This window comes from Aquabacterium sp. (assembly GCF_044226965.1).
Classification (GTDB): Bacteria; Pseudomonadota; Gammaproteobacteria; order Burkholderiales; family Burkholderiaceae_C; genus Pseudaquabacterium.
The window spans coordinates 1-23,853 of record NZ_JBGAGA010000041.1 but is presented as its reverse complement, the minus strand read 5'-3'; the positions used below and the strand labels follow the sequence as shown (position 1 = coordinate 23,853).

At 68.5% G+C, this 23,853-nt stretch carries 22 protein-coding genes and 1 pseudogene; 13 read left to right on the top strand and 10 right to left on the bottom strand.

Translation table 11 applies throughout. From position 1 onward, the window contains the following. Nucleotides 1–18: 18 nt before the first annotated feature. Nucleotides 19–777, bottom strand: a complete 759-nt coding sequence (locus ACILR4_RS18065; RefSeq protein ID WP_395702254.1) for an SDR family oxidoreductase — start codon at nt 775–777, stop codon at nt 19–21. 114 nt (nt 778–891) lie between these two features. On the opposite strand from ACILR4_RS18065, the gene ACILR4_RS18060 reads away from it, so the two are divergent. The 8 genes from ACILR4_RS18060 (at nt 892) to ACILR4_RS18025 (ending at nt 9,554) form a co-directional block, all read left to right on the top strand. After that, the gene (locus tag ACILR4_RS18060) at nt 892–1,821 is read left to right on the top strand and encodes a LysR substrate-binding domain-containing protein (protein WP_395702253.1); all 930 of its coding nucleotides are present in this window, start codon (nt 892–894) and stop codon (nt 1,819–1,821) included. Between the two features lie 59 nt (nt 1,822–1,880). Beyond that, nucleotides 1,881–2,207 carry an EthD family reductase gene (locus ACILR4_RS18055; RefSeq protein ID WP_395702252.1) on the top strand — a complete coding sequence of 109 codons (327 nt, stop codon included), beginning with the start codon at nt 1,881–1,883 and terminating at the stop codon, nt 2,205–2,207. A gap of 3 nt (nt 2,208–2,210) precedes the next feature. Then, on the top strand, nt 2,211–2,546 hold the full coding sequence (locus ACILR4_RS18050; RefSeq protein WP_395702251.1) for a hypothetical protein: 336 nt from the start codon (nt 2,211–2,213) through the stop codon (nt 2,544–2,546). A gap of 527 nt (nt 2,547–3,073) precedes the next feature. Then, nucleotides 3,074–3,430, top strand: a complete 357-nt coding sequence (gene czcI, locus ACILR4_RS18045; RefSeq protein WP_395702250.1) for a cation efflux protein, CzcI family — start codon at nt 3,074–3,076, stop codon at nt 3,428–3,430. A gap of 175 nt (nt 3,431–3,605) precedes the next feature. Continuing rightward, nucleotides 3,606–4,811: a TolC family protein gene (locus tag ACILR4_RS18040; protein WP_395702249.1), complete on the top strand. Its 1,206-nt coding sequence runs from the start codon at nt 3,606–3,608 to the stop codon at nt 4,809–4,811. 48 nt (nt 4,812–4,859) lie between these two features. Further along, nucleotides 4,860–6,053, top strand: coding sequence for an efflux RND transporter periplasmic adaptor subunit (locus ACILR4_RS18035; protein WP_395702248.1), 1,194 nt, complete (start codon nt 4,860–4,862; stop codon nt 6,051–6,053). Between the two features lie 16 nt (nt 6,054–6,069). Next, nucleotides 6,070–9,216, top strand: coding sequence for an efflux RND transporter permease subunit (locus ACILR4_RS18030; protein ID WP_395702247.1), 3,147 nt, complete (start codon nt 6,070–6,072; stop codon nt 9,214–9,216). Continuing rightward, nucleotides 9,213–9,554, top strand: a complete 342-nt coding sequence (locus ACILR4_RS18025; protein ID WP_395702246.1) for a P-II family nitrogen regulator — start codon at nt 9,213–9,215, stop codon at nt 9,552–9,554. Before ACILR4_RS18030 ends, ACILR4_RS18025 begins: the two co-directional genes overlap by 4 nt. A 469-nt stretch (nt 9,555–10,023) precedes the next feature. On the opposite strand, the gene cadR is transcribed toward ACILR4_RS18025, so the two are convergent. Next, nucleotides 10,024–10,479, bottom strand: a complete 456-nt coding sequence (gene cadR / locus ACILR4_RS18020) for a Cd(II)/Pb(II)-responsive transcriptional regulator (RefSeq protein ID WP_395702281.1) — start codon at nt 10,477–10,479, stop codon at nt 10,024–10,026. Between the two features lie 76 nt (nt 10,480–10,555). Between cadR and ACILR4_RS18015 the strand changes: the two genes are divergently transcribed. After that, on the top strand, nt 10,556–12,856 hold the full coding sequence (locus ACILR4_RS18015) for a heavy metal translocating P-type ATPase (protein WP_395702245.1): 2,301 nt from the start codon (nt 10,556–10,558) through the stop codon (nt 12,854–12,856). A gap of 582 nt (nt 12,857–13,438) precedes the next feature. On the opposite strand, the gene ACILR4_RS18010 is transcribed toward ACILR4_RS18015, so the two are convergent. Beyond that, nucleotides 13,439–13,765 carry a hypothetical protein gene (locus ACILR4_RS18010; protein ID WP_395702244.1) on the bottom strand — a complete coding sequence of 109 codons (327 nt, stop codon included), beginning with the start codon at nt 13,763–13,765 and terminating at the stop codon, nt 13,439–13,441. Nucleotides 13,766–14,103: 338 nt separating this feature from the next. Between ACILR4_RS18010 and ACILR4_RS18005 the strand changes: the two genes are divergently transcribed. The 3 genes from ACILR4_RS18005 to ACILR4_RS17995 all read left to right on the top strand — a co-directional run bounded on the left by ACILR4_RS18005 (nt 14,104) and on the right by ACILR4_RS17995 (nt 16,469). After that, on the top strand, nt 14,104–15,051 hold the full coding sequence (locus ACILR4_RS18005) for a hypothetical protein (protein ID WP_395702243.1): 948 nt from the start codon (nt 14,104–14,106) through the stop codon (nt 15,049–15,051). Continuing rightward, a complete protein-coding gene (locus ACILR4_RS18000; protein ID WP_395702242.1) occupies nt 15,051–15,413 on the top strand; it encodes a hypothetical protein in 363 nt (120 codons plus the stop codon). Before ACILR4_RS18005 ends, ACILR4_RS18000 begins: the two co-directional genes overlap by 1 nt. A 150-nt stretch (nt 15,414–15,563) precedes the next feature. Continuing rightward, complete coding sequence (locus ACILR4_RS17995) at nt 15,564–16,469, top strand: PEP-CTERM sorting domain-containing protein (RefSeq protein WP_395702241.1); 906 nt, start codon at nt 15,564–15,566, stop codon at nt 16,467–16,469. Here the strand turns inward: ACILR4_RS17995 and ACILR4_RS17990 are convergent. From ACILR4_RS17990 to cyoA, 7 genes are read right to left on the bottom strand one after another with little or no spacing between them, the layout of a single operon-like run. Continuing rightward, on the bottom strand, nt 16,462–17,010 hold the full coding sequence (locus ACILR4_RS17990; RefSeq protein WP_395702240.1) for a response regulator transcription factor: 549 nt from the start codon (nt 17,008–17,010) through the stop codon (nt 16,462–16,464). The genes ACILR4_RS17995 and ACILR4_RS17990 overlap by 8 nt on opposite strands. After that, nucleotides 17,000–18,460: an ATP-binding protein gene (locus ACILR4_RS17985; RefSeq protein WP_395702239.1), complete on the bottom strand. Its 1,461-nt coding sequence runs from the start codon at nt 18,458–18,460 to the stop codon at nt 17,000–17,002. The genes ACILR4_RS17990 and ACILR4_RS17985 overlap by 11 nt, the downstream gene beginning before the upstream one ends. Before the next feature lie 5 nt (nt 18,461–18,465). After that, nucleotides 18,466–19,185: an SURF1 family protein gene (locus ACILR4_RS17980; protein WP_395702238.1), complete on the bottom strand. Its 720-nt coding sequence runs from the start codon at nt 19,183–19,185 to the stop codon at nt 18,466–18,468. After that, nucleotides 19,182–19,577 (bottom strand): cytochrome o ubiquinol oxidase subunit IV, encoded by a 396-nt coding sequence (gene cyoD, locus ACILR4_RS17975; RefSeq protein ID WP_395702237.1) that lies wholly within the window; start codon nt 19,575–19,577, stop codon nt 19,182–19,184. Before cyoD ends, ACILR4_RS17980 begins: the two co-directional genes overlap by 4 nt. A gap of 38 nt (nt 19,578–19,615) precedes the next feature. After that, nucleotides 19,616–20,302: a cytochrome o ubiquinol oxidase subunit III gene (gene cyoC / locus ACILR4_RS17970; protein WP_395702236.1), complete on the bottom strand. Its 687-nt coding sequence runs from the start codon at nt 20,300–20,302 to the stop codon at nt 19,616–19,618. Between the two features lie 19 nt (nt 20,303–20,321). Next, on the bottom strand, nt 20,322–22,352 hold the full coding sequence (gene cyoB, locus ACILR4_RS17965) for a cytochrome o ubiquinol oxidase subunit I (protein ID WP_395702235.1): 2,031 nt from the start codon (nt 22,350–22,352) through the stop codon (nt 20,322–20,324). Continuing rightward, the gene (gene cyoA, locus ACILR4_RS17960; RefSeq protein ID WP_395702234.1) at nt 22,352–23,380 is read right to left on the bottom strand and encodes a ubiquinol oxidase subunit II; all 1,029 of its coding nucleotides are present in this window, start codon (nt 23,378–23,380) and stop codon (nt 22,352–22,354) included. Before cyoA ends, cyoB begins: the two co-directional genes overlap by 1 nt. Before the next feature lie 110 nt (nt 23,381–23,490). Between cyoA and ACILR4_RS17955 the strand changes: the two are divergent. Further along, nucleotides 23,491–23,853, top strand: a pseudogene (locus ACILR4_RS17955) (MFS transporter); the annotation flags it as partial.

Genomic DNA, 23,853 nt, shown 5'->3' with positions numbered 1-23,853 from the left:
GCGATGGACGCTATCGTGTCAGGCCGCAAAGCCCCCGTCGATCAACAGGTCGGCGCCGGTCACGAACGCCGCCTCCGGGCCGGCCAGGTAGGCCACCATGCCGGCGATCTCGTCGGCCTTGCCGTGACGCGGAATGGCCATCAGGCCGTGCAGCGCGCTGGCGAAGTCGCCGGCCTCCGGGTTCATGTCGGTGTCCACCGGGCCGGGCGCCACGTTGTTGACCGTGATGCCGCGCGGGCCGAGGTCGCGCGCCAGGCCCTTGACCAGGCCGACCAGCGCGGACTTGCTCATCGCATACGCGGCACCGCCCGCGAACGGCATGCGCTGCGCGTTGGTGCTGCCGATGTTGATGATGCGGCCGCCTTGGCCCATGTGCCGGGCGGCGGCCTGCGAGGCCACGAACACCGAGCGGATGTTGACGGCCACCGTGCGGTCGAAGTCCTGCAGCGAGAACTGCTCCAGCGGGCCCATGGCCAGCACGCCGGCACTGTTGACCAGGATGTCCAGGCGGCCGAAGCGATCGGCCACGCCGTCGATGGCGCGGGTCAGCGCCGCGGCGTCGGTGGCGTCGGCCTTGACAGCCACGGCGGTGCCGCCGCTGGCCTTGATCTCTTCGACCAGCGCTTCGGCCGCGATGGCCGACGCGGCATAGCCGATGGCCACGCTGGCGCCATCGCGCGCCAGGCGGCGTGCGGTGGCCGCGCCGATGCCGCGCGAACCGCCGTGGATGAAGGCGACCTTGCCGGCGAGGGGTTGGGTGGTGGTGGTGGTGTTCATGGTGTTTCCTTTCAAGGAGGGGTGGTCGATGGACGCCAGTTTGGGCGCCGCCACTTCATTCCGGTAGCCATGAATTTGCGCTCTCAGCTTCAACCACTTGGATAAGATCAGGCCGTGCTGACCGACCTGCGCGCCTACCTCGATGCCTTCGTCGCTGCGGCCGACGAAGACAGCTTCTCCGCCGCCGCGCGTCGCCTGGGGCTGACCCCCGCGGCCGTGAGCAAGAGCGTGGCGCAGCTGGAGGCGCGGCTGGGCGTGCGCCTGTTCCAGCGCAGCACGCGCAGGCTGGCGCTGACCACCGATGGCGAGCGCCTGTACGCGCAGGTGCGCCTGCCCTGGAGTGAGATCGGCGACGCGCTGACCGACCTGCGCCAGGGCGCGGGCAAGCCCGCCGGCACGCTGAAGGTGGCACTGGCGCATACCGTGGGCCGCGAGTACTTCGTGCCGCTGCTGGGCGAGTTCGTGCGCCGCTACCCCGACGTGGTGCCCGACCTGCATTTCGATAACCACCAGGTCGACCTGGTGGCCGAGGGCTTCGATGTCGCCATCGGCGGCGGCATCGAGCTGACCGACGCATTGATCGCGCGCGAGCTGGCGCGCCTGCGCATCGTGCTGGTGGCCGCGCCCGCCTACCTGAAGGCGCACCGCGCGCCCGCGCATCCGCAGGACCTGGCGCGCCACCGCGGCCTGCTGCGCCGGTCACTGGCCACCGGGCGGCTGATGCCCTGGGCCTTGAAGAACGGGCAGGGCGAAGAACTCGTCGCCAGCGTGCGCCCGGCGATGGTGCTGGACGACCCCGAAGCCATGGCCCGCGCCGCGGCCACCGGCATCGGCATCGCCCTGCTGCCGCTGCCGCACGCGCTGCCGCTGCTGGAGAGCGGCGCGCTGGTGCGCGTGCTGCGCGAGTGGTATGCCGAGACCGGGCCGCTGTCCATCTACTACACCAGCCGCAAGCTCATGCCGGCCAAAGTACGCGTGTTCGTCGACTACATCGTCAAGGAATTCCAGGCCAGCGGGCAGGCGGCGCGGTTCAGGCAGAAGTAGCGGGCTTGGCGTACGCTCGTCGGCCGGCCACAGGGCAGCCAGCAACAGAAAGGGACCCGATGATCAAGGTCAGTGTCATGTACCCGTACGCCGCCGGCGCGCGATTCGACCATGCGTACTACCGCGAGCGGCACATGCCGATGGTCAAGCAGCGGCTCGGCGCGGCCTGCCTGTACTACACCGTGGACAAGGGCATCGCGGGCGCCGCACCGGGCACTGACCCTGTCTACGTGGCCAAGTGCGACTTCATCTGCACGTCCTTCGAAGCGTTCCATGCAGCCCGCGCCCCGCATGCCCAGGAGATCCGGGGCGACATCGCCAATTACACGGATATCCAACCCGTGCTGCAGATCAGCGAGGTGGTCGTGGAGCGTTCAGGCGACTGACCCATGCCGCGTCGCGAAGCCCGCCACCATCACCACGTGTACGTCGTCGAGCTGTCCGACCGCGTGTGGCAGGAGCCGAGCTTCCGCAGGTCGAATCCGGACTACCGGCTGGGCAAGCCCTTCGTCTACGTCGGCATGACCGGGCTCGACCCCGACCTGCGTTTCGACAGGCACAAGGCCGGCATCCAGGCCAATCGCTTTGTGCGCGAATACGGTCTGCGCCTGCTGCCGCAGCTGTACGAGGTCTACAACCCGATGCCGTATGAAGCCGCGCGCGAGATGGAAGTCGAACTCGCGATCGGCTTGCGCGAGGAAGGCTATGGCGTGTGGCAGGCCTGAGCGAGTCATGCGTTGTGGGCCAGCTTTGCAGCGTCTGCCTCACGGTCTCGACCACATCGCGGCCATTGAGCCCGAAGGCCTGGCACTCGGCGACTGATCGGCCCTGGAGGCACTGCTGACCTTCAGGCCGCCGTTGGGCGGCGCACGGCGCTGCACCTCGATTGAGTGGCCGCTGCTCCGATTCGTCTACTCACGAAATCGACCCATGGCGAACGTTCCTCTGCGGCACAGGCCGACATTCGACAAGCGAGTCCTTCGCACGCGGGCGAGCCGCCAGATTGCACCCGTTGGATAGCGTCGGGCCAACCGGGTGTGCCGCCGAAGCGAGGTCGGGTGTCGATCGCTCCGGTTCACCGCGCCACCAGGGTGCCAACGTTGCACCTCCACAAGCAAGCGTTCGCACTTCGGCCCTTGACTCTCTACCCACTACAGGCATTCCAATACCTTCTTGTCGGCTGAGGCGTGGACCGCTCCCCGCCGGGGCGGACAAGCTCCGTTCGGCCACGAGCCGCCGATAAACTACCGCCATGCGCCGCTTCGTCATCGTCCTCATGATGCTGTTGCTGCCGCTCCAGTCGACCTGGGCGGCTGCCGCGGCGTACTGCGCGCACGAGACCGAGGTGGCCGTCAAGCACGTTGGCCACCATCAGCACGAGCACAAGCCCTCCCAGAGCGATGTATCCAAGTTCACCAAGTCTTCCGGCCTTGGCGACGCGGACTCGGACTGCGGCTACTGTCACCTGAGTACGGTGCAGTGGCTCCAGACCAACGGCAACGTGACGCCGCCACTGACGTGCGTCATCGCTCCGCCTGATGATCCGATGCGCATCGGGTCCCATATCGGATCGGGTCCTGAACGGCCCGATCGATCGCTCGCCGCCTGATTCGGCGAGCCGTTCCCCTTCTACTGACACCCACTGTCTGACGACTCGCCGAATTCTTCCGCGCCGGTAGTACCGCCTTCAGGAGAATTCGATGCGAATGAGATCTCTGGCCTTGGCCAGCATGGTTGCCGCGTGCCCGTCGTGGGCTCTGGCACAGCCTTCCACCCCGACGCCCTTGACGCAGGCCCAAGCTGCGTCGCCTTTGACGCTGGAAGAAGCCTGGCGTCTGGCAGATGCGGCCCACCCCGCGCTGTTGGCCAAGCGGGCCCAGTTGGCTGCCGCGGAGGGCGCTCGAACCGACGCCGCTGCGGCCTTGTTCAACAACCCGCAGGTCAGTCTGGAGAACACGCGCCGCACCGTGCCTCAGACGGGGCTGCCGAGCGATCGTCGCAGCGAGTGGTCAGCCGGCGTCTCGCAGACCATCGAGATCGCGGGCCAGCGTGGGCACCGCCTGGCGGCTTCAGAAGCAGCGCTGGCTTCACTGCGAGCCGAGGTCGAGGACGCCCGGCGTCAGGTGCGTGCCGACGTGGCCCAGGCGTTCTACCGCGTGCTCGCCCTTCAGCAACGCGCTGCCATCGACGACGAGGCACTGAAGCTCTTCGACAGCACGGCCCAGGCGGTGCAGAAGCGCCGCAGTGCTGGCGAAGACACCAAGCTCGACGCCAACGTGGCCGCGGTGGAAGCCGAGCGGGCGCGCAACCAGGTTGCGCAGGCGCGTGAACAGCTGATCGAAGCAAGGGCCGAACTGGCGACCCGACTGCAACTCCCGCCCGGTGCCGCACCACTGGCTGCCGGGGACCTTGCAGCGGGTTCGACCACGGCCTACAGCCTCGAATCTCTGCTGTCGTCCATTGACGCCCAGCCGCGTCTTCGCGCGCTGGCAGCCCGCCAGGACAGCGCAGGCGCCAGGCTGCGCCTTGAGCAGGCCAGCAGGACTCCCGACGTGACGGTCGGCCTCAACGTGGGGCGCGAAGGTCCGGGCGATGCCCGCGAGCGATTGACCACCTTGTTGGTCTCGGTGCCGTTGCCGCTGTTCAAACGCAACGCCGCCGGCATCGGCCAGGCCAGCAGTGAGCTGAGCCAGGCTCGCATCGAGCGCGAGGCCGCCGCGCGCGACACCCGCGCTCAGGTCTACACGCTGTGGACCAGGCTGCAGAGCCTGCAGGCGCGAGTGCGGCGGCTGCAGGACGCCGTGCTGCCGGCGCTCGCCGACAACCAGCAGCTCTCGGTCAAGTCCCAGCGCGCCGGCCAGATCGGCCTGCTCGAACTCATCGTCGTCAACCGCCAGGCCCTCGATGCGCGTCGCGATCTCGTCGATGCGCTCGCAGAACTTCAGACGGTGCGCCAGGCGCTCGAAGCCGCCGCGGGTTGGCCCCAGTAAGGAACATCCATGAACCACAGTCCCCAACAATTCCGCGCGGCGCTGGCCGTGCTGCTGGCCACCGTCCTCGCGCTGGTCGCCTGCGGCGGCGCCAAGCCCGAAACACAAGCCGAGCCCGCAACCGCAAAGGTCGCCGCCAAGGAAGGCGAGCACGGCGACAAGGAGGGCCTCAAGCTGAGCGAAGAGGAGGCCAAGCGCGCCGGCATCAAGCTCGAAGCCCTGGCCGTGCAGGCGCTTGCCGACAGCGTCACGGTCACCGCGACCATCCAGCCCAACCAGGACCGCCTGGCCCGGGTGGCGCCGCGCGTGGAAGGGCGCATCACGGCCGTGGCCGGCAAGCTCGGCGACCTGGTTCGCGCCGGCCAGGCGCTCGCCACGCTGGACAGTCTCGTCATCGGCGAGGCCGCGTCTGGCTGGGCGCAGGCGCAGTCGTCGTACCGCGTTGCCGAGGCCGACTTCAAGCGCGCCGAGTCGCTCAACAACGAAGAGATCATCCCGAAGAAGGAGTACCTGCGCGCCCGCTCCGAGTTCGAGAAGGCCGCCGCGGCGCTGCGTGCATCCGAAGACAAGCTGAGGCTGCTGGGTGTTGCACCCAAGCACGCCGACGCGAGTCGTACTTCCGGCCACATCGAGTCCGTCTTCGCGGTCACGGCACCCTTTGCGGGCGTGATCGTCGAGAAGAAGGCCACGCTTGGTCAGCTGGCCACGCCGAGCGAGCCGCTGTTCGTCGTCGCCGACCTGCGCAAGGTGTGGATCGAGGCCGACCTGACCGAGGCCCTGCTCTCGCGCGTGCGGGTCGGTGCCGAGGCGAGCGTGACGGTCACCGCCTATCCGGGCGAGCGCTTCAGCGGCCGGGTCACCTACGTCGCAGCGATGCTGGACAAGGAGAAGCGCACGATCCCGGCGCGCATCGAAGTCGAGAACAAGGACGGACGGCTGAAGCCCGAGATGTTCGCCACCGCGACCATCGTGTCCAACGGCGCTGCCACCCATCCGGCCAAGGACGCCGCCGGCGAGGTGCTGACGGTTCCGGATGGCGCCATCGTGCTGATGCAGGGCGTGCCGTCGGTGTTCGTGTTCGAGCACGGCGGCTACGAGCAGCGTGCCATCGAACCGGGCGACAAGCTGGGCGGACGCACGGTCGTGAAGGCCGGGCTCCAGGCTGGCGAGCGGGTCGTCGCCGCAGGCACCTATGCGCTCAAGGCGCGGGTGCTGAAGTCGCAGATCAGCGACGAGCATTGAGACCAGGGCCATCACCATGCTCAATGCCATTGTCGATGCCTCGCTGCGCTACAAGGTCCTGGTCCTCGTTGCCTTCGCGGTGATCGTGGGCTTGGGGCTGCAGGCCTTCCGCGACGTGCCCGTGGATGCCTTCCCCGACGTGACGCCAATCCAGGTGAACGTCTATACCGAATCGCCGGGCCTGGCCGCCGAGGACGTGGAGCGCCTGCTCACCACGCCCATCGAAGGCGCGATGGCCGGCCTGCCCGGCGTGGAGGAAGTGCGCTCGGTCTCTCTGTTCGGCCTGTCCTACGTCGGCGTCTACTTCAAGGACAACGTCGACATCTACTTCGCGCGCCGCCTGGTGGGCGAGAAGCTGCAGGAGGCCAAGGAACGCCTGCCGCAAGGCTACGGCGAACCGGTGCTCGGCCCCAACAGCTCGGGGCTGGGCCAGGTGTTCTGGTACACGATCGAGTCGGCCGACAAGAAGCTCTCGGCGATGGATCTGCGCACGCTGCACGACTGGACCGTGCGGCTGATCCTGCGCACCGCGCCGGGCGTGGACGACGTGATGTCCTGGGGTGGCCACGAGAAGCAGTACCAGGTGCAGATCGATCCGCGCAAGCTGATCAAGTACTCCTTGAGCTTCAAGCAGGTGATGGAGCAGCTCACCGCCAACAACAAGCAGGTGGGCGGGCAGTACATCAACCTCGGGGCCGAGCAGTACCTGGTGCGCGGCCTGGGCCTGGTCGCGAACACCGCGGACATTGGCGCCGTCGTAGTGGCCGAGCGCAACGGCGCGCCGGTCTACGTGCGCGACGTGGCCACGGTGCAGGAGGCGCCCGCGCTGCGCTTCGGCGCCGTCACGCGCGACGGCAAGGAGACCGTGCTCGGCATGGCGCTCTCGCGCGTCAACGAGAACGCCAAGAACGTGGTCGACGGTGTCAAGGCCAAGCTCAAGACGGCCCAGGCCGCGTTGCCCAAGGGTGTCGAACTCAAGCCCATCTACGACCGCACCGAGATCGTCGAGAAGGCCCTGAAGACGGCCGAGAGCGCACTGGTCGAGGGTTCCATCCTGGTGGCGATCGTGCTGTTCCTGTTCCTCGGCGAGCTGCGCTCGGCCATCGTGGTGATCGTCACGCTGCCGCTGGCGATGCTGATCGCCTTCCTGCTGATGAACCACTTCGGCCTGTCGGCCAACCTGATGTCGCTGGCAGGCCTGGCCATCGGCACCGGGATGATGGTCGACGGTGCGGTGGTGATGGTGGAGAACGCCTTCCGGCTGCTGGCGCACGCGCGCGAATCGGGCCGGCCGGTCAATCGGACCCACCTGATCCTGGAGGCTGCGCGCGAGGTGGCCAACCCGATCGCGTTCGCCATCCTGATCATCATCGTCGTCTTCATGCCGCTCTTCTCGCTGACCGGGCTGGAGGGCAAGCTGTTCAAGCCGATGGCATTGACCATCACCTTCGCGATGGCCGGCTCGCTGCTGCTGTCGCTGACGCTGGTGCCGGTGCTGGCCGCGCTGATCCTCAGGCCCAAGGAGGAGAAGGACACCCTCATCGTCGCACGTGCCAAGCGCGTGTACCTGCCGCTGCTGGACTGGGCGCTGGAGCGCAAGCGCCTGGTCGTTGGCTGCGCACTGGCCCTGTTGGTCGGCGCGCTGGCGCTCTTCCCCTTCCTCGGCAAGGAGTTCATGCCGCAGCTGCAGGAGGGGTCGATCATGTTCCGCATCACGGGCATCCCGTCGACCTCGCTGGACGAGTCGATCCGCGTCTCCAACGTGGTGGACGCGAGACTGCGCGCGCAGTTTCCGCAGGTGCGCTCGGTGCTGGCCACGATCGGCCGCGCCGAGAAGGGCGAGACCGCCGACGTGAACTACATGGAGGTGCTGCTCGACCTGAAGCCGCAGTCGGAGTGGGCCGAGAAGGTCTCCTATGGCAAGCTCGGCAAGGACATGCAGGAGTTCCTGGAAGCCGAGGTGCCCACCGCGGTGTTCGGTGCCACGCAGCCAATCCAGATGCGTGTGGAGGAACTGATCTCCGGCGTCCGCGCGACGCTGGCGCTGAAGCTCTACGGCGAGGACCTGGAGACGCTCGACCGCCTGACAGGGCAGCTCAAGTCCGTGCTCGACAAGGTGCCGGGCGTCGCCGACCTGTCCGCCGAGGCCAACAAGGGCAAGCCGCAGCTGGTGATCAGGGTGGACCGGTCAGCGGCCTCCCGCTACGGCATCAATGCCGACGAAGTGCTGGAGGTCGTGCAGTCGGGCATCGGCGGCTCCTCGGTCAGCACGTTGATCGACGGCACGCGGCGCTTCGACATCGCGGTGCGCCTGTCCGACGAGTTCCGGGCCGACCCGGCCGCCATCGCCGCCATCCCGTTGCGCACCCGCGAAGGCGCGCTGGTGCCGTTCTCGCAGGTCGCGAAGATCGAGCTCGACGAGGGCTACTCCTTCGTGCGCCGCGAGGCGCTGCAGCGCTATGCCGTGCTGCAGATGGACGTGAAGGGCCGCGACGTGGACAGCTTCGTCAAGGAGGCCGGGGCGCAGGTCGCGCAGCGCGTCCAGTTGCCGCCAGGCTACTGGATCGAGTGGGGCGGCGCCTTCGAGAACCAGCAGCGCGCGATGGCCAAGTTGGCGGTGATCGTGCCGCTGACCATCGGCCTGATCTTCATCCTGCTGTACACCGCGTTCAACTCGGTGCGGCATGCCACGCTGATCATCGCCAACGTGCCGTTCGCCATCATCGGCGGCATCGTCGGCCTGTTCGTCAGCGGCCAGTACCTGTCGGTGCCGTCGGCGATCGGCTTCATCGCCGTGTTCGGCGTGGCGATGCTCAACGGCATCGTGATGGTGTCCTTCCTCAACGACCTGAGGCGCCAGGGCCTGCCGATCCGCGAGGCCGTGCGCCAGGGTGCAGCGCTGCGGTTGAGGCCCGTGCTGATGACGGCTTCAGTGGCCATCCTGGGCCTGATTCCGATGCTGGTCTCCACCGGCGTCGGCGCCGAGACGCAGCGGCCACTGGCCACCGTGGTCGTGGGCGGCCTGTTCACGTCCACCGCGCTCACGCTGCTGCTGCTGCCCTTGATCTACGAATGGTCCGAGTCCCGCGCCGAGGCCAGGCGCCTGGCGCAGGAGCGTGCCGACGCCATCGCATCCCCGCAACTGCCCCAGGAGAACGCATGAAGGAGATCAAGGCCTACGTGCACCAGCACCGTGCCGCGGACGTGATCGAGGCGATCAAGGCCACCGGCGCCTGGTCCGCTCACGCAGGCGGCCCCGAGCAGCACCATCTGGCGGCCTTCTCGGTGCAAGGCACCTTGCGTCCGGTGGACGAGGCGGAACGGCACTACTCCGTCGAGCTGGGCCTGGAAGTCGTGCGCGAGTTCAGGATCGAACTGCATTGCGATGACGACTGCGTCGACGAACTCGTCAATGCCATCGCAGCGGCCGGCCGCACTGGACAGTCCTGCGCGGGCTGGATCTACGTCACCGACATCCCATCCACGCGTCAGATTCGATGAGGGCAAGGCCCGTGCACCCACCGTCGACCCCGAGCGCCAGCCCTCAGTCCGTCATGAACGTACGACGCCTCATCATCCTATTGGGCCTTGGCGGCACCGCCTTGCCCAGTGTCGGATGCATGACCAAGCTACGTGGTCCGCAAGCGATGGGGCGACACGGCGCATGTGCTTCGCATCAGCACGCCCGGTGTGTCGCCGGTCGACACCGTGCGGAGGTCATTCGCTCGCTGGAGGCTGCCGGCAGGGACTCACCGGCTCACACTGACGGGGCCCGACGGAAGCGCTGATCTCGATGTCAGCGGGCGCGCGGGCGAGGTGGTGTGCGTGGAGATCGTCGGCACGGTCTGGGCGTGGGCCAGCAGATACCGGCTGGAGCCTGGCGACCCCAACGAGTCGAAGTCACGCGCGAGCAGGCTGCGGTTGGTGGCTGACCTGGGCTGGCAAGCTCAGGTTCGAACAAAGCGAGCCGTCATCGGACGTGCACGGAGCGCAGGTGCGAACGCGCCGCACGCTTGCCGGAGTTCGGCTCCTGCGCTGCCTCATCAAGGCCGGCCAGGATGCCGCAGGCCTGGGTCGGGCGCGAGGAACCGCAACGCTGGCGCAGGTCCCGCAACTGGCGCTCCAAAGCGCGCAATTCCTTGATGCGGCGTGCCACATGGCCGACGTGCTCGTCCAGCAGCGCATTGACATCGCCGCAGTCGTCTCCCGGCGCGTCCTTGAACTTCAGCAGTACCCGTACCTCGTCGAGAGACATGTCCAGGCCGCGGCAATGGCGGATGAACTGCAGCCGCTCCAGGTGCGGCGCCTCGTACAGGCGGAAGTTGCCCTGGGAGCGCGCCGGTTCGGGCAGTAGCCCCTCACGCTCGTAGAAGCGGATGGTCTCGATCGGCGTTGCCGAAGCGGCCGCCAACTCGCCGATCTTCATCGCAGCAGCGGTATTGCTCATGACGCGAGTGTAGGCACTTGACTCTGTAGTTGCTACAGGTCTTCCAATCTCCCTCATGAAGCCACGTGTCATTCCAATCTCGTCCGTCTCGGCAGGCCGGGCGTCTGAGGCGCCGCACGATCACGCACACGACGACCATGACCACGGCTCGGCTCACGTCGACGCTGCTGACGACTGCTGTGTATCCGGGGCCTGCGCCGCGCCGGCGGCGACGCCAGCCCCAGTGATCGGCGACGGCGGCCTGTTGCTGCGTATACCGGCGATGGATTGCCCAACGGAAGAAGCACAGATCCGCACGGCGCTCGAAGCCGTGCCCGGCATCCGGCGCCTGCGCTTCGACCTGGCGGCGCGCCTGCTGTCGGTCGATGTGCCCGCCGAGAACTGGCAGCCGGTCACCACAGCGATCAACGCTGCAGGCTTCAAGACCGAGACCCTGTCCGCGCCGCCACCAGCGATCGACAGTGCACGAGCCCAGCGAAGCGAACTGATCAAGCTCATCGGTGCGCTGGTCGTAGCCGTCGGCGCCGAGGCGGTGCACTACTTCGCCCCCGAGACCATGGCATGGAAGCTGGCCGGCATGGCCATTGCCGCTGTCGCCATCGCGCTGGCCGGATTGGCCGTGTTCCGCAAAGGCCTTGCCGCACTGCTGCGCGGCAACCTCAACATCAACGCGCTGATGAGCGTGGCCGTGATCGGCGCCTTCGCGATCGGCCAGTGGCCGGAGGCGGCGATGGTGATGGCGCTGTACTCGCTGGCGGAGTGGATCGAGGCGCGATCCGTCGAGCGCGCCCGCAATGCCATCGCCGGTCTGCTGGCACTGTCTCCGCCGCTAGCCGAGGTCCGGCAGCCCGATGGAACGTGGGCGATGGTTGACGCCAAGGCGGTCCAAGTCGGCGCAGTGGTGCGCGTCAAGCCCGGCGAGCGGCTGGCGCTCGACGGTCGCGTCATCGAGGGCCGTGGCGCCGTGAACCAGGCGCCCATCACCGGCGAGAGCCTGCCAGTAGACAAGGAGGTCGGTGACCCCATCTTCGCCGGAACCATCAACCAGAGCGGTTCGCTCGAATTCGAGGTCACCAAGCCGGCGACCGACACCGTGCTGGCGCGAATCATCCACGCGGTCGAGGAGGCCCAGGGGCAGCGCGCGCCGACACAGCGTCTTGTCGACCGCTTCGCTGCGGTCTACACGCCGGCTGTGTTCGTGCTGGCCGTCGCCGTGGCCGGCGGCGGGCCGATGCTGGCCGGCTGGGCTTGGCTCGATGCGATCTACAAGGCGCTGGTGCTGCTGGTCATCGCGTGCCCTTGCGCGCTGGTCATCTCGACGCCGGTGACCGTTGTCAGCGGCCTCTCGGCCGCCGCACGGCGCGGGATCCTGATCAAGGGCGGCGTCTACCTCGAGGAGGCCCGGCGCTTGAAGGTGATCGCGCTCGACAAGACCGGCACGGTCACCGAGGGAAGGCCAAAGCTGGTGGCGCAAGAGGTGCTGTCGAATGCGCTGCCAGCCGAGCGCGTGCTGCGCATGGCACACAGCCTGGCGGCCCGATCCGATCACCCGGTGTCCACCGCCGTGGCCACCGGGCTCGACGGCGAGCCACTGCCGGTCGAGACCTTCGGCGCCGAGCTGGGCCGCGGCGTGCATGGGCGGATCGACGGGCACGACCTCGTGCTCGGCAACCACCGCTGGATCGAGGACCGGCAACAGTCCTCGGTCGAGTTGGAAGTGCGCATGCACGAGCACGAGGTCCAGGGTCGGACCGTGACCGTGCTGGCCAATGCCCAGGGCGTACTGGCCTTGTTCGCCGTGGCCGACACCACCAAGACGACGAGCCGGGACGCGGTGGCCGAACTCAAGGCGTTGGGTGTGCAGACCGTCATGCTCACCGGCGACAACCCTTCGACGGCACGCACGATCGCCGATCAGGTGGGTATCACCGACGTGCGCGCCAACCTGCTGCCGCAAGACAAGCTGGATGTCATCCGCAGCCTGTCGGCCGGCGGGCCCGTCGGCATGGTGGGCGACGGCATCAACGATGCGCCAGCGCTGTCGGCGGCAGCGGTCGGATTCGGGCTCGCCGCGGCAGGCACCGACAGCGCGAAGGAGGCGGCCGACGTGCTGATCATGAACGACGATCTGCGCCGGGTGCCGGAGACCATCCGTCTGTCGAGGCAGACCTACGCGGTGCTGTGGCAGAACATCGCGCTGGCGCTGGGCATCAAGGCCGTGTTCTTCGTGCTCGCCGTCTTCGGCCAAGCCACGATGTGGATGGCGGTGTTCGCCGACATGGGTGCCAGCCTGCTGGTGGTCTTCAACGGACTGCGGCTGCTGCGCGGGGTCGGGGAGAATCAAACGAGATCGTGAGCCACGCGGCGTATGCGTGCGATGTGCGAGCGGCACGAGCACGAACACACCCACACGCCGTTGGAGCTCTCCCACCGGCATCGGCGAGACGAGCATCGTCGGCATTCGCACGATTTCCCGTGGGAAGGCGCCGAACCGCATATGCATCCGCAAGCGCATGCCGCGCTGGCGCATCGGCATGCGCATGTTCCGGATGTGCACCACCGGCACCTTCATTCGCGTTGATGCGCGTGCCAGGCGGCCCGTACGTCCGTTGCGCGCCATCCATGAAGCGCAGGGCGGAAAGGAGCGACTTCCGGAGCTGTCTTCGCGTCTTCGCTGTCCGGCTACTGCAATCTCGGTGGCTGACCGCTCGTGGCCGGATGCGTGAGTCCGAGCCACTGCGGGACAGCTGACCGTCCGGCCTGGCCTGGGTCATTCTGACGAGCCGCGAGACCGGGTGCTGCTGCCAGTCCTTCCGTCACTGTTCGTGGGGGCCGTGCATCTCCGTCGGCGCCGGCGCGCAGGTCGGCTTGAGCTGACAGGAAGCCCGCGTCCGCTCGTGCGGACTGGCCATCAGTGCACCGCCCTGCACACCGGCCTTCAGTGCATCGTCGACGCGCCCGGTGGCTGCGAGAACAACTTGGCCGCGCGACCCTTGATCTCGAGTAGCTCGTCCGGGGTCACGCTGTACCGACCGGACATGCGATCCACGCGCACGCCGAACTCGACGTCGCGGCCCCCGTTGGAGAGAACGCCAACGGTGAACTCGTAGTCCTTGTGATGCGCCGGTAGGCCTCGGGCGGCGATGTCGTAATCCTCGTAGCGCACGATCCTGATGTCGCCGCTGGCAAGGTCGAGTTCGCCCACGGCTCGGATCTCGTGATCGGAGAGTTCATCGACGACAGTGATGGGCAGCTTGAGGTTCATAGGGTTCTCGGGCGTGTGGGGCCAAGGCCTAGCGTGCAGGTTTCAGACTCGCCACGCAAGTCAAGTGTTCTGCTTGCTTCGGCGGTGGGGCAGGTCGTGCTGGCCGGTAGGCGAGGGCGGCGGATCGCCTTCGCGCGGTCCGCATTGTCGGCTGGCCGAGCAAGTACTCTACCTGCCCACACCCATGCCTTGTCCCTGCGCGAAGTAAAGCGGGCGCTGTTGTCGACCCTCCCCGACAGGCCACCGGCCACCGGCCTCACCCCGATCCCCCTGACAGCGGACGACGGCTGCGGCCTGGCGCAGCAGAATGTCCGCCCGGCATGCAAAGGAGACACGCAGTGGGCACCCTGGTCGCGAAGAAGTACCCGACGAAGCTGTTCCTCAAGGCCGCCGATCACACGTACGTCGAGTGCGGCACCGGCGGCAAGGGCTGGTCGTGCTGGGGCGGCAAGACCGGCGGCACGGCGTTCAACAGCGGCACCGGCAGCACGCGGCGCGCCGATGCCATTGCGGGCAGCAACGAGCGTGCGGGCATCACCTGCTACCTGGTCAATGGCGTGTGCCACCAGGCGGCCAACCGCATCCTGGTGCCCGCCGGCATCCTGGTCAGCGCCGCGCGCGGCTACGCGCTGTCGCAGGCGGTGTTCGGCCCATATGGCCGCGCCGGCGTCTGGCCTTGTTCGGCGCCGTTCAATCAACAGACCAGCGTCACAGGGGACCTGCCCGCCTGCACGGCGGCGGCCAGCCCGGCGGCGGCAAGGGCCGCGATGAAGCGTGCGCCGAAACTGGCGCTGTCCACTGCCGACACCGCGCATGTCCGCAGCATCAAGTCCCTGTACAACCGCTTCGACCCCAAGGCCGCCACCGCCATGGACGCCATCGAGTTCAACATCCAGCTCTTCGAACGGGAGCTGGGCCACCGCTTCCAGGGGGCGCTGGACAACACCGCGCTGCAGGGCCTGCGGCTGGCCAAGACGGCCATCGAGACCGGGCACCACCAGCTCAATGCGGACTGGGTGGGCCAGCAGATGTCGCCGGTGGAGTTCGTCAGGAACTTCAACCGGCTGACCGATCGCTTCCAGGACGACTGTGCCAACGCGCTGAAGAAGAAGCCGCAGTACCGTCGCCTGCTTGAATTGAGTCCGGACGAGCGCCTGGTGCTGGCCGACCCGGATGCACTGGATCAGGCTTTCGGCAAGGGCACGGCCCGCAGCGTCTATGGCAAGCTGCTGTCCGCCGCCAAGGCCGAGGCCAAGGCAGCATCCACTTCCAAGCCGAAAGGGTGATGAACCACGGGCGGCGACTCACGCAGCGCGAGTACGAGCAGGCCATCGTCGGCCTGCACACGTCGCAGCCGTCGGCGCCGCACCGTGCCGCCGAGGCGCAGGTGCGCCGTCGCGAGCTCGACCTGATGATCGACCACCGCCTGGGCGTCGACTTTCCGCCCGATCGTCGAGAAGCGCTGTGGCGCATCCAGCAGCGCATCGAACGCAGGCGCCTGCGGCTGGCGGCCTGGTGGCTCGCCTCGCTCGTGGTGCCGCGCGCGCTGGACAAGGGCGCGAACCGGGTGGCGCAGTTCGTGCTGGACGAATACGCCCAGGTGCTGACACCGGAGGAGATGCACGCCTATTTCGGCGATGAGGCCTGAAGCCGGCCGTGGCGCGCGCGGCTCGACGAGCGGGCGCCATCCCCGCAACCAAGGGGGCCCGCACCCCGCGCCGGCCCCCCTCCCGCTAGCGTTTGACTAACGCTTGCTCACCAGACTGCCAGGCATCCCAACCGCTTGCCCGGACCTGTCATGAGCACCCCTTGCCCGCGCCTTCCATCCTGCATCCATCCGCTGGCCACCGCGGCCCTCGCCCTCGGCCTGCTGGGCGCCGGCGGCACCGCCAGCGCCGCCTACGTGGCCGGCACCACCGTGCAGACCGGCATCGACGGCTACACGCAGTTCGGCTACTCGCAGCAGTTGTCGGCCAGCGATTCGCACACCGCCACCGCCGGCAATCAAAGCAGCAGCGCGCTGGCCGCGGCCAACCTGGCCGATGGGACGCTGCATGTGCGCGCCTCGTCCGTGGGCACCAACGAGTTCGCCTTTGCCAATGCGCTGTTCGGCGACAGCTTCACCCACCACAACGGCGTGAACCCCTTCGTGTGGGGCAACTCGCAGGCCACCTTCAACGTGCACATCGACGGGGTCGAGACCTTCTCGCCGGGCAGCGGCAACAACAACCCGACGCGGACGAACTTCGCGCTGATCAGCCTGATGATCTTCGCGCCCGGGCAGTTGAGCACCAGCAGCTGCAACACCACCCACATGTTCTCGTGGTCCATCGGCGACTTTGGCACGCCGCAGGACTTCTGCGGCAACAACGTGCTGGGCAACCTGAGTGGCGCGGTGGACTCCGACCTGCAGGCGCAGTTCGCGCCGGGCAGTGATTTCGACTGGCTGCTGGTCATCCGCGTGGGCGGCGGCATCGACAACGCCAACATCGACACCGCGTGGACGCAGGACTTTGCCAACACGGCCACGCTCAGCTACGTGGCGCCGGATGGGGCTACGGTGACCTCGAGTTCCGGTGTGTTCCCCGGCACCACCGGTGCGGCGGTGCCCGAGCCGGCCAGTTGGCTGCTGGTGCTGGGTGCGCTGGGCGCGGCGGGCCTGGCGGCGCGCCGGCCGCAGCGTCGCCACATCGCCGTCAGCTGACGCGCTTCTTCTCCAGCTTGCGCGCCAGCGTGCGCCGGTGCATGCCCAGGCGCCGTGCGGCTTCGCTGATGTTGAAGTTGGTGTCGGCCAGCGTCTCGTGGATGCGCTCCCACTCCAGCGTCTTGATCGAGGTGGCGCGGTTGCTCAAGGCCAGCTCGGTCTCGCCTTCCTCGCGCCGGAAGGCGGCCTCGATGTCGTCGGTGTTCGCGGGCTTGGCCAGGTAGTGGCGCGCGCCCAGCTTGATGGCTTCCACCGCGGTGGCGATGCTGGCGTAGCCGGTGAGCACGACGATGGCCATGTCCTCGTCGTGCCGGTGCAGTGCCTGCACGCAGGCCAGGCCCGAATCGCCATGCGCGAGCTTCAGGTCCACCACCGCGTGCGTGGGCTGGTGGGCCGGCAGCAGCGCCTGCATGCTGGCCAGGTCGGCCGCGCGCTTCACCTGCCAGCCGCGGCGCTCGAACGAACGCGTCAGCGAAGCGGCGAGCGCATCGTCGTCTTCGACGATCAGCAGCCGGCGTTCGGTGTCTGCGTCAGGGTTCATCGGGCTCGGGCACCAGGGCGTCCAGCGGCAGGGTGACGGTGACCTCGGCGCCGCCATGCGCGAGGTTGCGGGCCTGCACGTTGCCGCCGAGCTTGCGTGCCAGGTTCACGCTCAGGAACACGCCCAGGCCGCCGCCGGGCTTGCCCTTGGTGGAATGGTAGGGCCGGCCGAAGTTGGCCAGCACCTCGGGCGCAAAGCCCGGGCCGCGGTCCTGGATGCGCAGGCGCAGCTGGCCCTGGTCGTCGGCATCGGCCAGCAGCCGCGGCAGCGCCTGCGGCGCGGCTTCGAGCGCGTTGTCCAGCAGGTTGGTGACCATCTGGCGCAGCCCGGCATCGGTGACGATGGGCTGGTCCGGCAGCGGCCCGAGTTCGGCCTGGAACGCGTCGACGCCGCGGCGCCGGCACCATTCGGCCAGCACGTCGGCCAGGAACTCGGGCAGCGTGGTGGTGCCGGTGATCTCGGCGCGCGCATCGCCGGCCGACATCAGGATGCCGGTGATGATGGTCTTGCAGCGCTGCACCTGGGCCTGCATCTCGTCGAGGTCCTGGCGCAGTTCGGGCTCGGCGGCGATCGGGCCCATGTGCGACCAGTCGCCGAGGATGACGCTCAAGGTGGCCAGCGGCGTGCTCAGCTCGTGCGCGGCGCCGCTGGCCAGCAGGCCCATGCGCACGATGTGATCTTCCTCGGCGGCGCGCTGGCGCAGCGCGGCCAGGCGCTCGTCGCGCCGGCGCAGCGTGTGGCCGAAGTGCACGATCACCCGCACCATCAGCGAAGCGCAGATCACGAAACACAGCAGCAGCCCCAGCACGTAGGCCAGCGAGAGCGGCGGCACCGGCCCGTCGTTCCACTGCAGCGGCCAGTGCCAACGGGCCAGCGCGGCGATGGCCAGCGTCGCCGCCGCCAGCACCAGCCACACCAGGCGCCGCGGCAGCAGCAGCGCGGCCACCGCCACCTGCGGCAGGTAGAGGAACACGAAGGGGTTGTTGACGCCGCCGGACAAGGCCAGCAGCGCGGTGAGCACCAGCAGGTCCACGCCCAGTCCGGCCAGCAGTTCGACGCTGCCGACCGCCCGTGCGGTGCGGGCCCGCAGCCCGCTGGCCAGGTTGAACAGCGCCAGGCCGACGATGATGGCCAGCATCGCGCGCAGCGGCAGGTGCACGCCCAGCAGGTAGTGGACGCCGAGCACGGTGACCAGCTGGCCGATGCAGGCGATCCAGCGCAGCTGCACCAGCTGCAGCAGCGCGCTGCGGCCGGCCTGCTCGTCGGGGCGCAGCGTCGGGTCTTCGCCGCCGGGCGGCAGGGTCAGGCCCTCGGCCGGGCTGCCGACAGGGCGGAGGAGGTCGCTGAGCAGGGGCATGGCGGGCGCGGCGGCCTGCGACGATAGCAGCCCGCCGCGCGCCAGCCGCGGTGCCAGCAGCCCGATGTCCGGCGGAAGGGGGCCGGCGCGCATGCGGTTCAGCCCTGCGGCCCGGGGCGGCGGCCCTGCCGCCACACCAGCGCGGCACCGGCCAGCGCGGCCAGCGCCAGGCCGGCCCAGGTGAGGGCATAGCCCAGGTGCCGGTTCGAGAAGCGCAGCACCGTGAGGCCGGCACGTGGCCACGTCTCCTGTGCGCTAGCACCCGCGGCGGGCCGGGCGTCGACGAAGTACGGGGCCACCCGATCGGCCGGCAGGCCGGCGGCGGCGCTCAGGCGCGCGATGTCGCGGCTGGCATCGGCCAGGCCGGGCAGCCAGGGTTTCTCGCTGAAGCGCAGCAGGCCGGGGCGCTGCAGTTCGGCGTCGGACGGCGCGGGGCGGCTGGCGGGATCGCGGTGTGCCTCGTCGACGAAGCCGCGGTTCACCCACACCCAGAAGCCCTCGCGCGTGAGCAGCGGCACCATCACCCAGCGGCCGCGGCCGAGCTCGGTGCTGGCCAGCACCCGCTGTTCGCGCGCGGCATCGAAGCGGCCGGCCAGCTGCACCGGGCGGTACTCGACGTCGGCCAGCCGCAGCGTCGGCCACTCGGCCGGTGGCGGTGGCGCGATCGGTGCCTCGGTATCGATGCGGGCCACGCGCGCCAGCAGCGCTTCCTTCCACAGCAGCCGCTGCCACTGCCAGTGCGCCAGCGCCGCGAAGGCCAGCGCCAGCGCGGCCAGCAGGGCGGTCAGGGCCGTGCGCACGCCGGCACCTGCCGTCACGGCAGGTTCTTCATCTCGTGCGCGGTGGGCATCATGTTGGTGTTCAGGTGGTGCATCACCCACACCGAGCCGGCCAGCATGATGACCACCAGCACCGCGGTGAAGATCAGCGCCAGCAGCGACCAGCCCTGCTCGACCTTGGCGTTCAGGTGCAGGAAGTACACCATGTGCACCACCACCTGCACCGCGGCGAACACCAGCACGGCCGCCGCGATCAGCCCGGGGTTGGGCAGCACCTTGCCCATCACCAGCCAGAACGGAATGGCCGTCAGCAGCACCGACAGGCCGAAGCCGATGGCATAGCCGCGGACGCTGGCGTGATAACCCGCATCGTGCGCGTCATCGTCGTGGTGGTCCGCGCCGTGGGCGTGGAGCGTGGAGGTGATCGCCATGTGCGTTCTCCCGATGTGTGAGGCGGTATCAGGCGCGGTCAGGCGCTAGGGGGCAGCGAGCCCATCAGGTAGACGAAGCTGAACACGCCGATCCAGATCACGTCCAGGAAGTGCCAGAACATCGACAGGCACATCAGCCGGCGGCGGTTGGCAGCGTGCAGGCCGTGGCGCTTGACCTGCAGCATCAGCGTGCCCAGCCACAGGATGCCGAAGCTCACGTGCAGGCCGTGCGTGCCCACCAGCGCGAAGAAGCTGGAGAGGAAGGCGCTGCGCTGCGGGCCGGCGCCTTCGTGGATCAGGTGCGCGAACTCGTAGAGCTCCAGGCCGATGAAGCCGGCGCCCAGCAGCCCGGTCAGCGCCAGCCAGCCGAGCACGGCGTTCTTCTGCCGTTGCTGCATGCCGATCATCGCGAAGCCGTAGGTGATGGACGACAGCAGCAGCAGGCCGGTGTTCACCGCCACCAGCGGCAGGTTGAACAGGTCGGCGCCCGAGGGGCCGGCGGCGTAGCTGCGGCCCATCACCGCATACACCGCGAACAGCACCGCGAAGATGAGGCAGTCGCTCATCAGGTAGAGCCAGAAGCCCAGCAGCGTGCCCTGCTGCGGGTGGTGGGTGCCGTCGTCGTAGAAGCGCGGCGCCGGCGTGTGCAGCGGGTTCAGCGCCGGCGTGGGCGCCAGGCCGGGGGTCAGCGCGGGCGTGAGGGCGGGATTCAGGGTGGTCGACATGAGGGAAGCTCCTCGACGATCAGGCCAGGGCCGGGCCACGCAGGCCCAGCGCGGCCAGCGCACGGGTGCGCAGGTCTTCGGTGCGGGTCACCACATCGGCCGGGATGTGGTAGTCGCGCCGGTAGTTGAAGGTGTGCACGATGGCGGCCACCAGCATCGTCGCGAACGCGGCGCCGGCCAGCCACCAGATGTGCCAGATCAGCGCGAAGCCCAGCAGCGTGGACAGGCCCGCGATCACCACGCCCGCGGCGGTGTTGGCCGGCATGTGGATGGGCTGGAAGCCGCCGGTCGGGCGCTGCGCGCCGCGCTGCTTCATGTCGTGCCAGGCATCGCGCTCGTAGACGATGGGCGTGAACGCGAAGTTGTAGGCCGGCGGCGGGCTGGCGGTGCTCCACTCCAGCGTGCGGCCGGTGGTCCAGCTGTCGCCATGCGCGTCGCGCAGCTGCTCACGGCGCAGGAAGCTCACCACCAGCTGGATGATGAAGCAGGCGATGCCGATGGCGATGAGCACCGCGCCGAGCGCCGCCACCACGAACCAGGGCTGCAGGCTGGCGTCGTCGAAGTGGTTCATGCGCCGCGTCACGCCCATCAGGCCCAGCACGTAGAGCGGCATGAAGGCGAGGTAGAAGCCGACGAACCAGCACCAGAACGAGGCCTTGCCCCAGAACGGATCGAGCTTGTAGCCGAAGGCCTTCGGGAACCAGTAGGTGATGCCGGCGAACACGCCGAACACCACGCCGCCGATGATCACGTTGTGGAAGTGCGCGATCAGGAACAGGCTGTTGTGCAGCACGAAGTCGGCCGGTGGCACCGCGAGCAGCACGCCGGTCATGCCGCCGATCACGAAGGTGATCATGAAGCCGATGGTCCACAGCATCGGCACCTCGAAGCGGATGCGGCCGCGGTACATCGTGAACAGCCAGTTGAAGATCTTCGCCCCGGTGGGGATCGAGATGATCATCGTCGTGATGCCGAAGAACGAATTCACCGACGCGCCCGAGCCCATCGTGAAGAAGTGGTGCAGCCACACCAGGTACGACAGGATCGTGATCACGACGGTGGCGTACACCATCGAGGCATAGCCGAACAGGCGCTTGCCGCAGAAGGTGGCCACCACCTCGCTGAAGATGCCGAACACCGGCAGCACCAGGATGTAGACCTCGGGGTGGCCCCAGATCCAGATCAGGTTCACGTAGACCATCGCGTTGCCGCCGAGGTCGGTGGTGAAGAAGTTGGTGCCGACGTAGCGGTCCAGGCTCAGCAGCGCCAGCACGGCGGTCAGCACCGGGAAGCTGACGACGATCAGCACGTTGGTGCACAGGCTGGTCCAGGTGAAGACCGGCATCTTCATCATCGTCATGCCGGGGGCGCGCATCTTCACGATGGTGGCGATCAGGTTGATGCCGGACAGCGTTGTCCCGACCCCCGCCACCTGCAGCGACCACAGGTAGTAGTCGACCCCCACGCCGGGGTCGGCCAGGATGCCCGACAGCGGCGGGTAGGCCAGCCAGCCGGTGCGCGCGAATTCACCGACGAACAGCGACATCATCATCAGCACCGCGCCGCCCACCGTCATCCAGAAGCTGAAGTTGTTCAGGAACGGGAAGGCCACGTCGCGCGCGCCGATCTGCAGCGGCACCACGTAGTTCATGAAGCCGGTGACGAAAGGCATCGCCACGAAGAAGATCATGATCACGCCGTGGGCGGTGAAGATCTGGTCGTAGTGGTGCGGCGGCAGGAAGCCGGCCGAGTCCCCGAAGGCCACGGCCTGCTGCGCGCGCATCAGCAGCGCGTCGGAGAAGCCGCGCAGCAGCATCACCACGCCGAGCGCGATGTACATGATGCCGATCTTCTTGTGGTCGATGCTGGTGACCCAGTCGCGCCAGAATGGGCCCCACAGCCGATAACGCGTCATCAGCGCGAGCGTGGCCAGACCACCGAGCGCGACCATCGCGAAGGTGGCGACGAGGATGGGCTCGTGCAGCGGCAGGGCCTGCCAGGACAGCCGGCCGAGCAGCAGCGATTCTTGGACGGGAAGCGGCGCGGACATCACAGATCCTTGGGCGTGCGGTTGTTCGGGGTGCTCGCGCCGGGGCCGGCGGCGCTGCGGCCTTCGGGATCGGCCGGCGTGCACAGGCCGGCGACCACCAGGCGCTCGGCGCCGCGCCAGGGCTGGCGTGCGAGGCTGGCGATGCCGACCTTGCCGCCGCCGCCGGCCGCGTCGATGGCCATCATGTCGGCCATGCAGAGGCGCCCGCCTTCGACGCAGCGGTTCACCGCGGCGGCGAACAGCTCGGGTTCGACGGTGGCGAAGCGCTGCACCGGGTGCGCGGTGCTGGGCTGTTCGAGCTGCAGGTAGGCCGTGCGGTCCAGCACCTGGCCGCCACTGCGCGCCTGCGCCACCCAACGCGCGAAGTCAGCGTCGCTCAGGCCATGGAACTTGAAGCGCATCTGCGAGAAGCCGGCGCCGCTGTAGTTGGCCGAGAAGCCGTCGTAGACGCCGGGCTTGTTGATCACCGCGTTCAGCTCGGTCTGCATGCCCGGCATGGCGTAGATCTGGCCGGCCAGCGCGGGAATGAACAGGCTGTTCATCACGGTGGACGAGGTCATCTTGAAGTGGATCGGCCGGTCCACCGGCGCGGCCAGCTCGTTCACCGTGGCCACGCCCTGCTGCGGGTAGATGAAGAGCCACTTCCAGTCCAGCGCGACCACCTGCACTTCCAGCGGCTGCACGTCGGCCGGCAGCGCGCGCTGCGCGTCCAGGCGGCTGAGCTTGCGGAACGGGTCGAGCTGGTGCGTGCTGATCCAGGTGATCGCGCCCAGCGCGATGATGATCAGCAGCGGCGCGCCCCAGATCAGCAGTTCCAGCTTGGTCGAATGGTCCCAGTCCGGCTGGTAGGTGGCGCTGCGGTTCGCGGCACGGTAGCGCCAGGCGAACAGCAGGGTCAGCACGATCACCGGCACGATGATCAGCAGCATCAGCACGGTGGAGGTGACGATCAAGTCGGCCTGCTGGCGGGCGATGTCGCCGGCCGGGTTCATCACCACCAGGGAGTTCGGGAGCGGAGAGGGCTTCATGGCCTTCGGGAATCTACCTAGATTGACCCTGGTCAACCATTGGACACTTTGTCCCAGTCCCGCCCGCGCTTGCGCGGGTTTTTTGATCCTGCCGCTTGACGGCTTCGCCCGTGAGTTCCTCCCTTCCGCCCCCTGAACCAGGGGACCCGCCCTCCGCGGCCCGCGCCCGGGCCCGCGCCTCCGCCCACCACCCGCAGCACCAGGACGGCGCCGTCGATCCGGGCGACATCGCCGTGGGCGTGATCGTCGGCCGGGCGTCCGAATACTTCGAGTTCTTCGTCTACGGCATCGCGTCGGTGCTGGTGTTCCCGGCGCTGTATTTCCCGGCGCAGGACCCGCTGCACGGCACGCTGCTGTCGTTCGCGATCTTCTCGCTGGGCTTCATTGCGCGGCCCTTCGGCACCTTGGCCGGCATGGCGCTGCAGCGGGCCTACGGCCGCGCGGTGAAGCTGATTGCCGCGCTGATGCTGATG

Bases quoted from the DNA above. Each gene is read 5' to 3' on its own strand.
- ACILR4_RS18065 (WP_395702254.1), bottom strand. From the start codon at position 777: ATGAACACCACCACCACCACCCAACCCCTCGCCGGCAAGGTCGCCTTC.
- ACILR4_RS18055 (WP_395702252.1), top strand. From the start codon at position 1,881: ATGATCAAGGTCAGTGTCATGTACCCGTACGCCGCCGGCGCGCGATTC.
- ACILR4_RS18050 (WP_395702251.1), top strand. From the start codon at position 2,211: ATGCCGCGTCGCGAAGCCCGCCACCATCACCACGTGTACGTCGTCGAG.
- czcI (WP_395702250.1), top strand. From the start codon at position 3,074: ATGCGCCGCTTCGTCATCGTCCTCATGATGCTGTTGCTGCCGCTCCAG.
- ACILR4_RS18030 (WP_395702247.1), top strand. From the start codon at position 6,070: ATGCTCAATGCCATTGTCGATGCCTCGCTGCGCTACAAGGTCCTGGTC.
- ACILR4_RS18025 (WP_395702246.1), top strand. From the start codon at position 9,213: ATGAAGGAGATCAAGGCCTACGTGCACCAGCACCGTGCCGCGGACGTG.
- cadR (WP_395702281.1), bottom strand. From the start codon at position 10,479: ATGAAGATCGGCGAGTTGGCGGCCGCTTCGGCAACGCCGATCGAGACC.
- ACILR4_RS18015 (WP_395702245.1), top strand. From the start codon at position 10,556: ATGAAGCCACGTGTCATTCCAATCTCGTCCGTCTCGGCAGGCCGGGCG.
- ACILR4_RS18010 (WP_395702244.1), bottom strand. From the start codon at position 13,765: ATGAACCTCAAGCTGCCCATCACTGTCGTCGATGAACTCTCCGATCAC.
- ACILR4_RS18000 (WP_395702242.1), top strand. From the start codon at position 15,051: ATGAACCACGGGCGGCGACTCACGCAGCGCGAGTACGAGCAGGCCATC.
- ACILR4_RS17995 (WP_395702241.1), top strand. From the start codon at position 15,564: ATGAGCACCCCTTGCCCGCGCCTTCCATCCTGCATCCATCCGCTGGCC.
- ACILR4_RS17990 (WP_395702240.1), bottom strand. From the start codon at position 17,010: ATGAACCCTGACGCAGACACCGAACGCCGGCTGCTGATCGTCGAAGAC.
- ACILR4_RS17985 (WP_395702239.1), bottom strand. From the start codon at position 18,460: ATGCGCGCCGGCCCCCTTCCGCCGGACATCGGGCTGCTGGCACCGCGG.
- cyoD (WP_395702237.1), bottom strand. From the start codon at position 19,577: ATGGCGATCACCTCCACGCTCCACGCCCACGGCGCGGACCACCACGAC.
- cyoC (WP_395702236.1), bottom strand. From the start codon at position 20,302: ATGTCGACCACCCTGAATCCCGCCCTCACGCCCGCGCTGACCCCCGGC.
- cyoB (WP_395702235.1), bottom strand. From the start codon at position 22,352: ATGTCCGCGCCGCTTCCCGTCCAAGAATCGCTGCTGCTCGGCCGGCTG.
- cyoA (WP_395702234.1), bottom strand. From the start codon at position 23,380: ATGAAGCCCTCTCCGCTCCCGAACTCCCTGGTGGTGATGAACCCGGCC.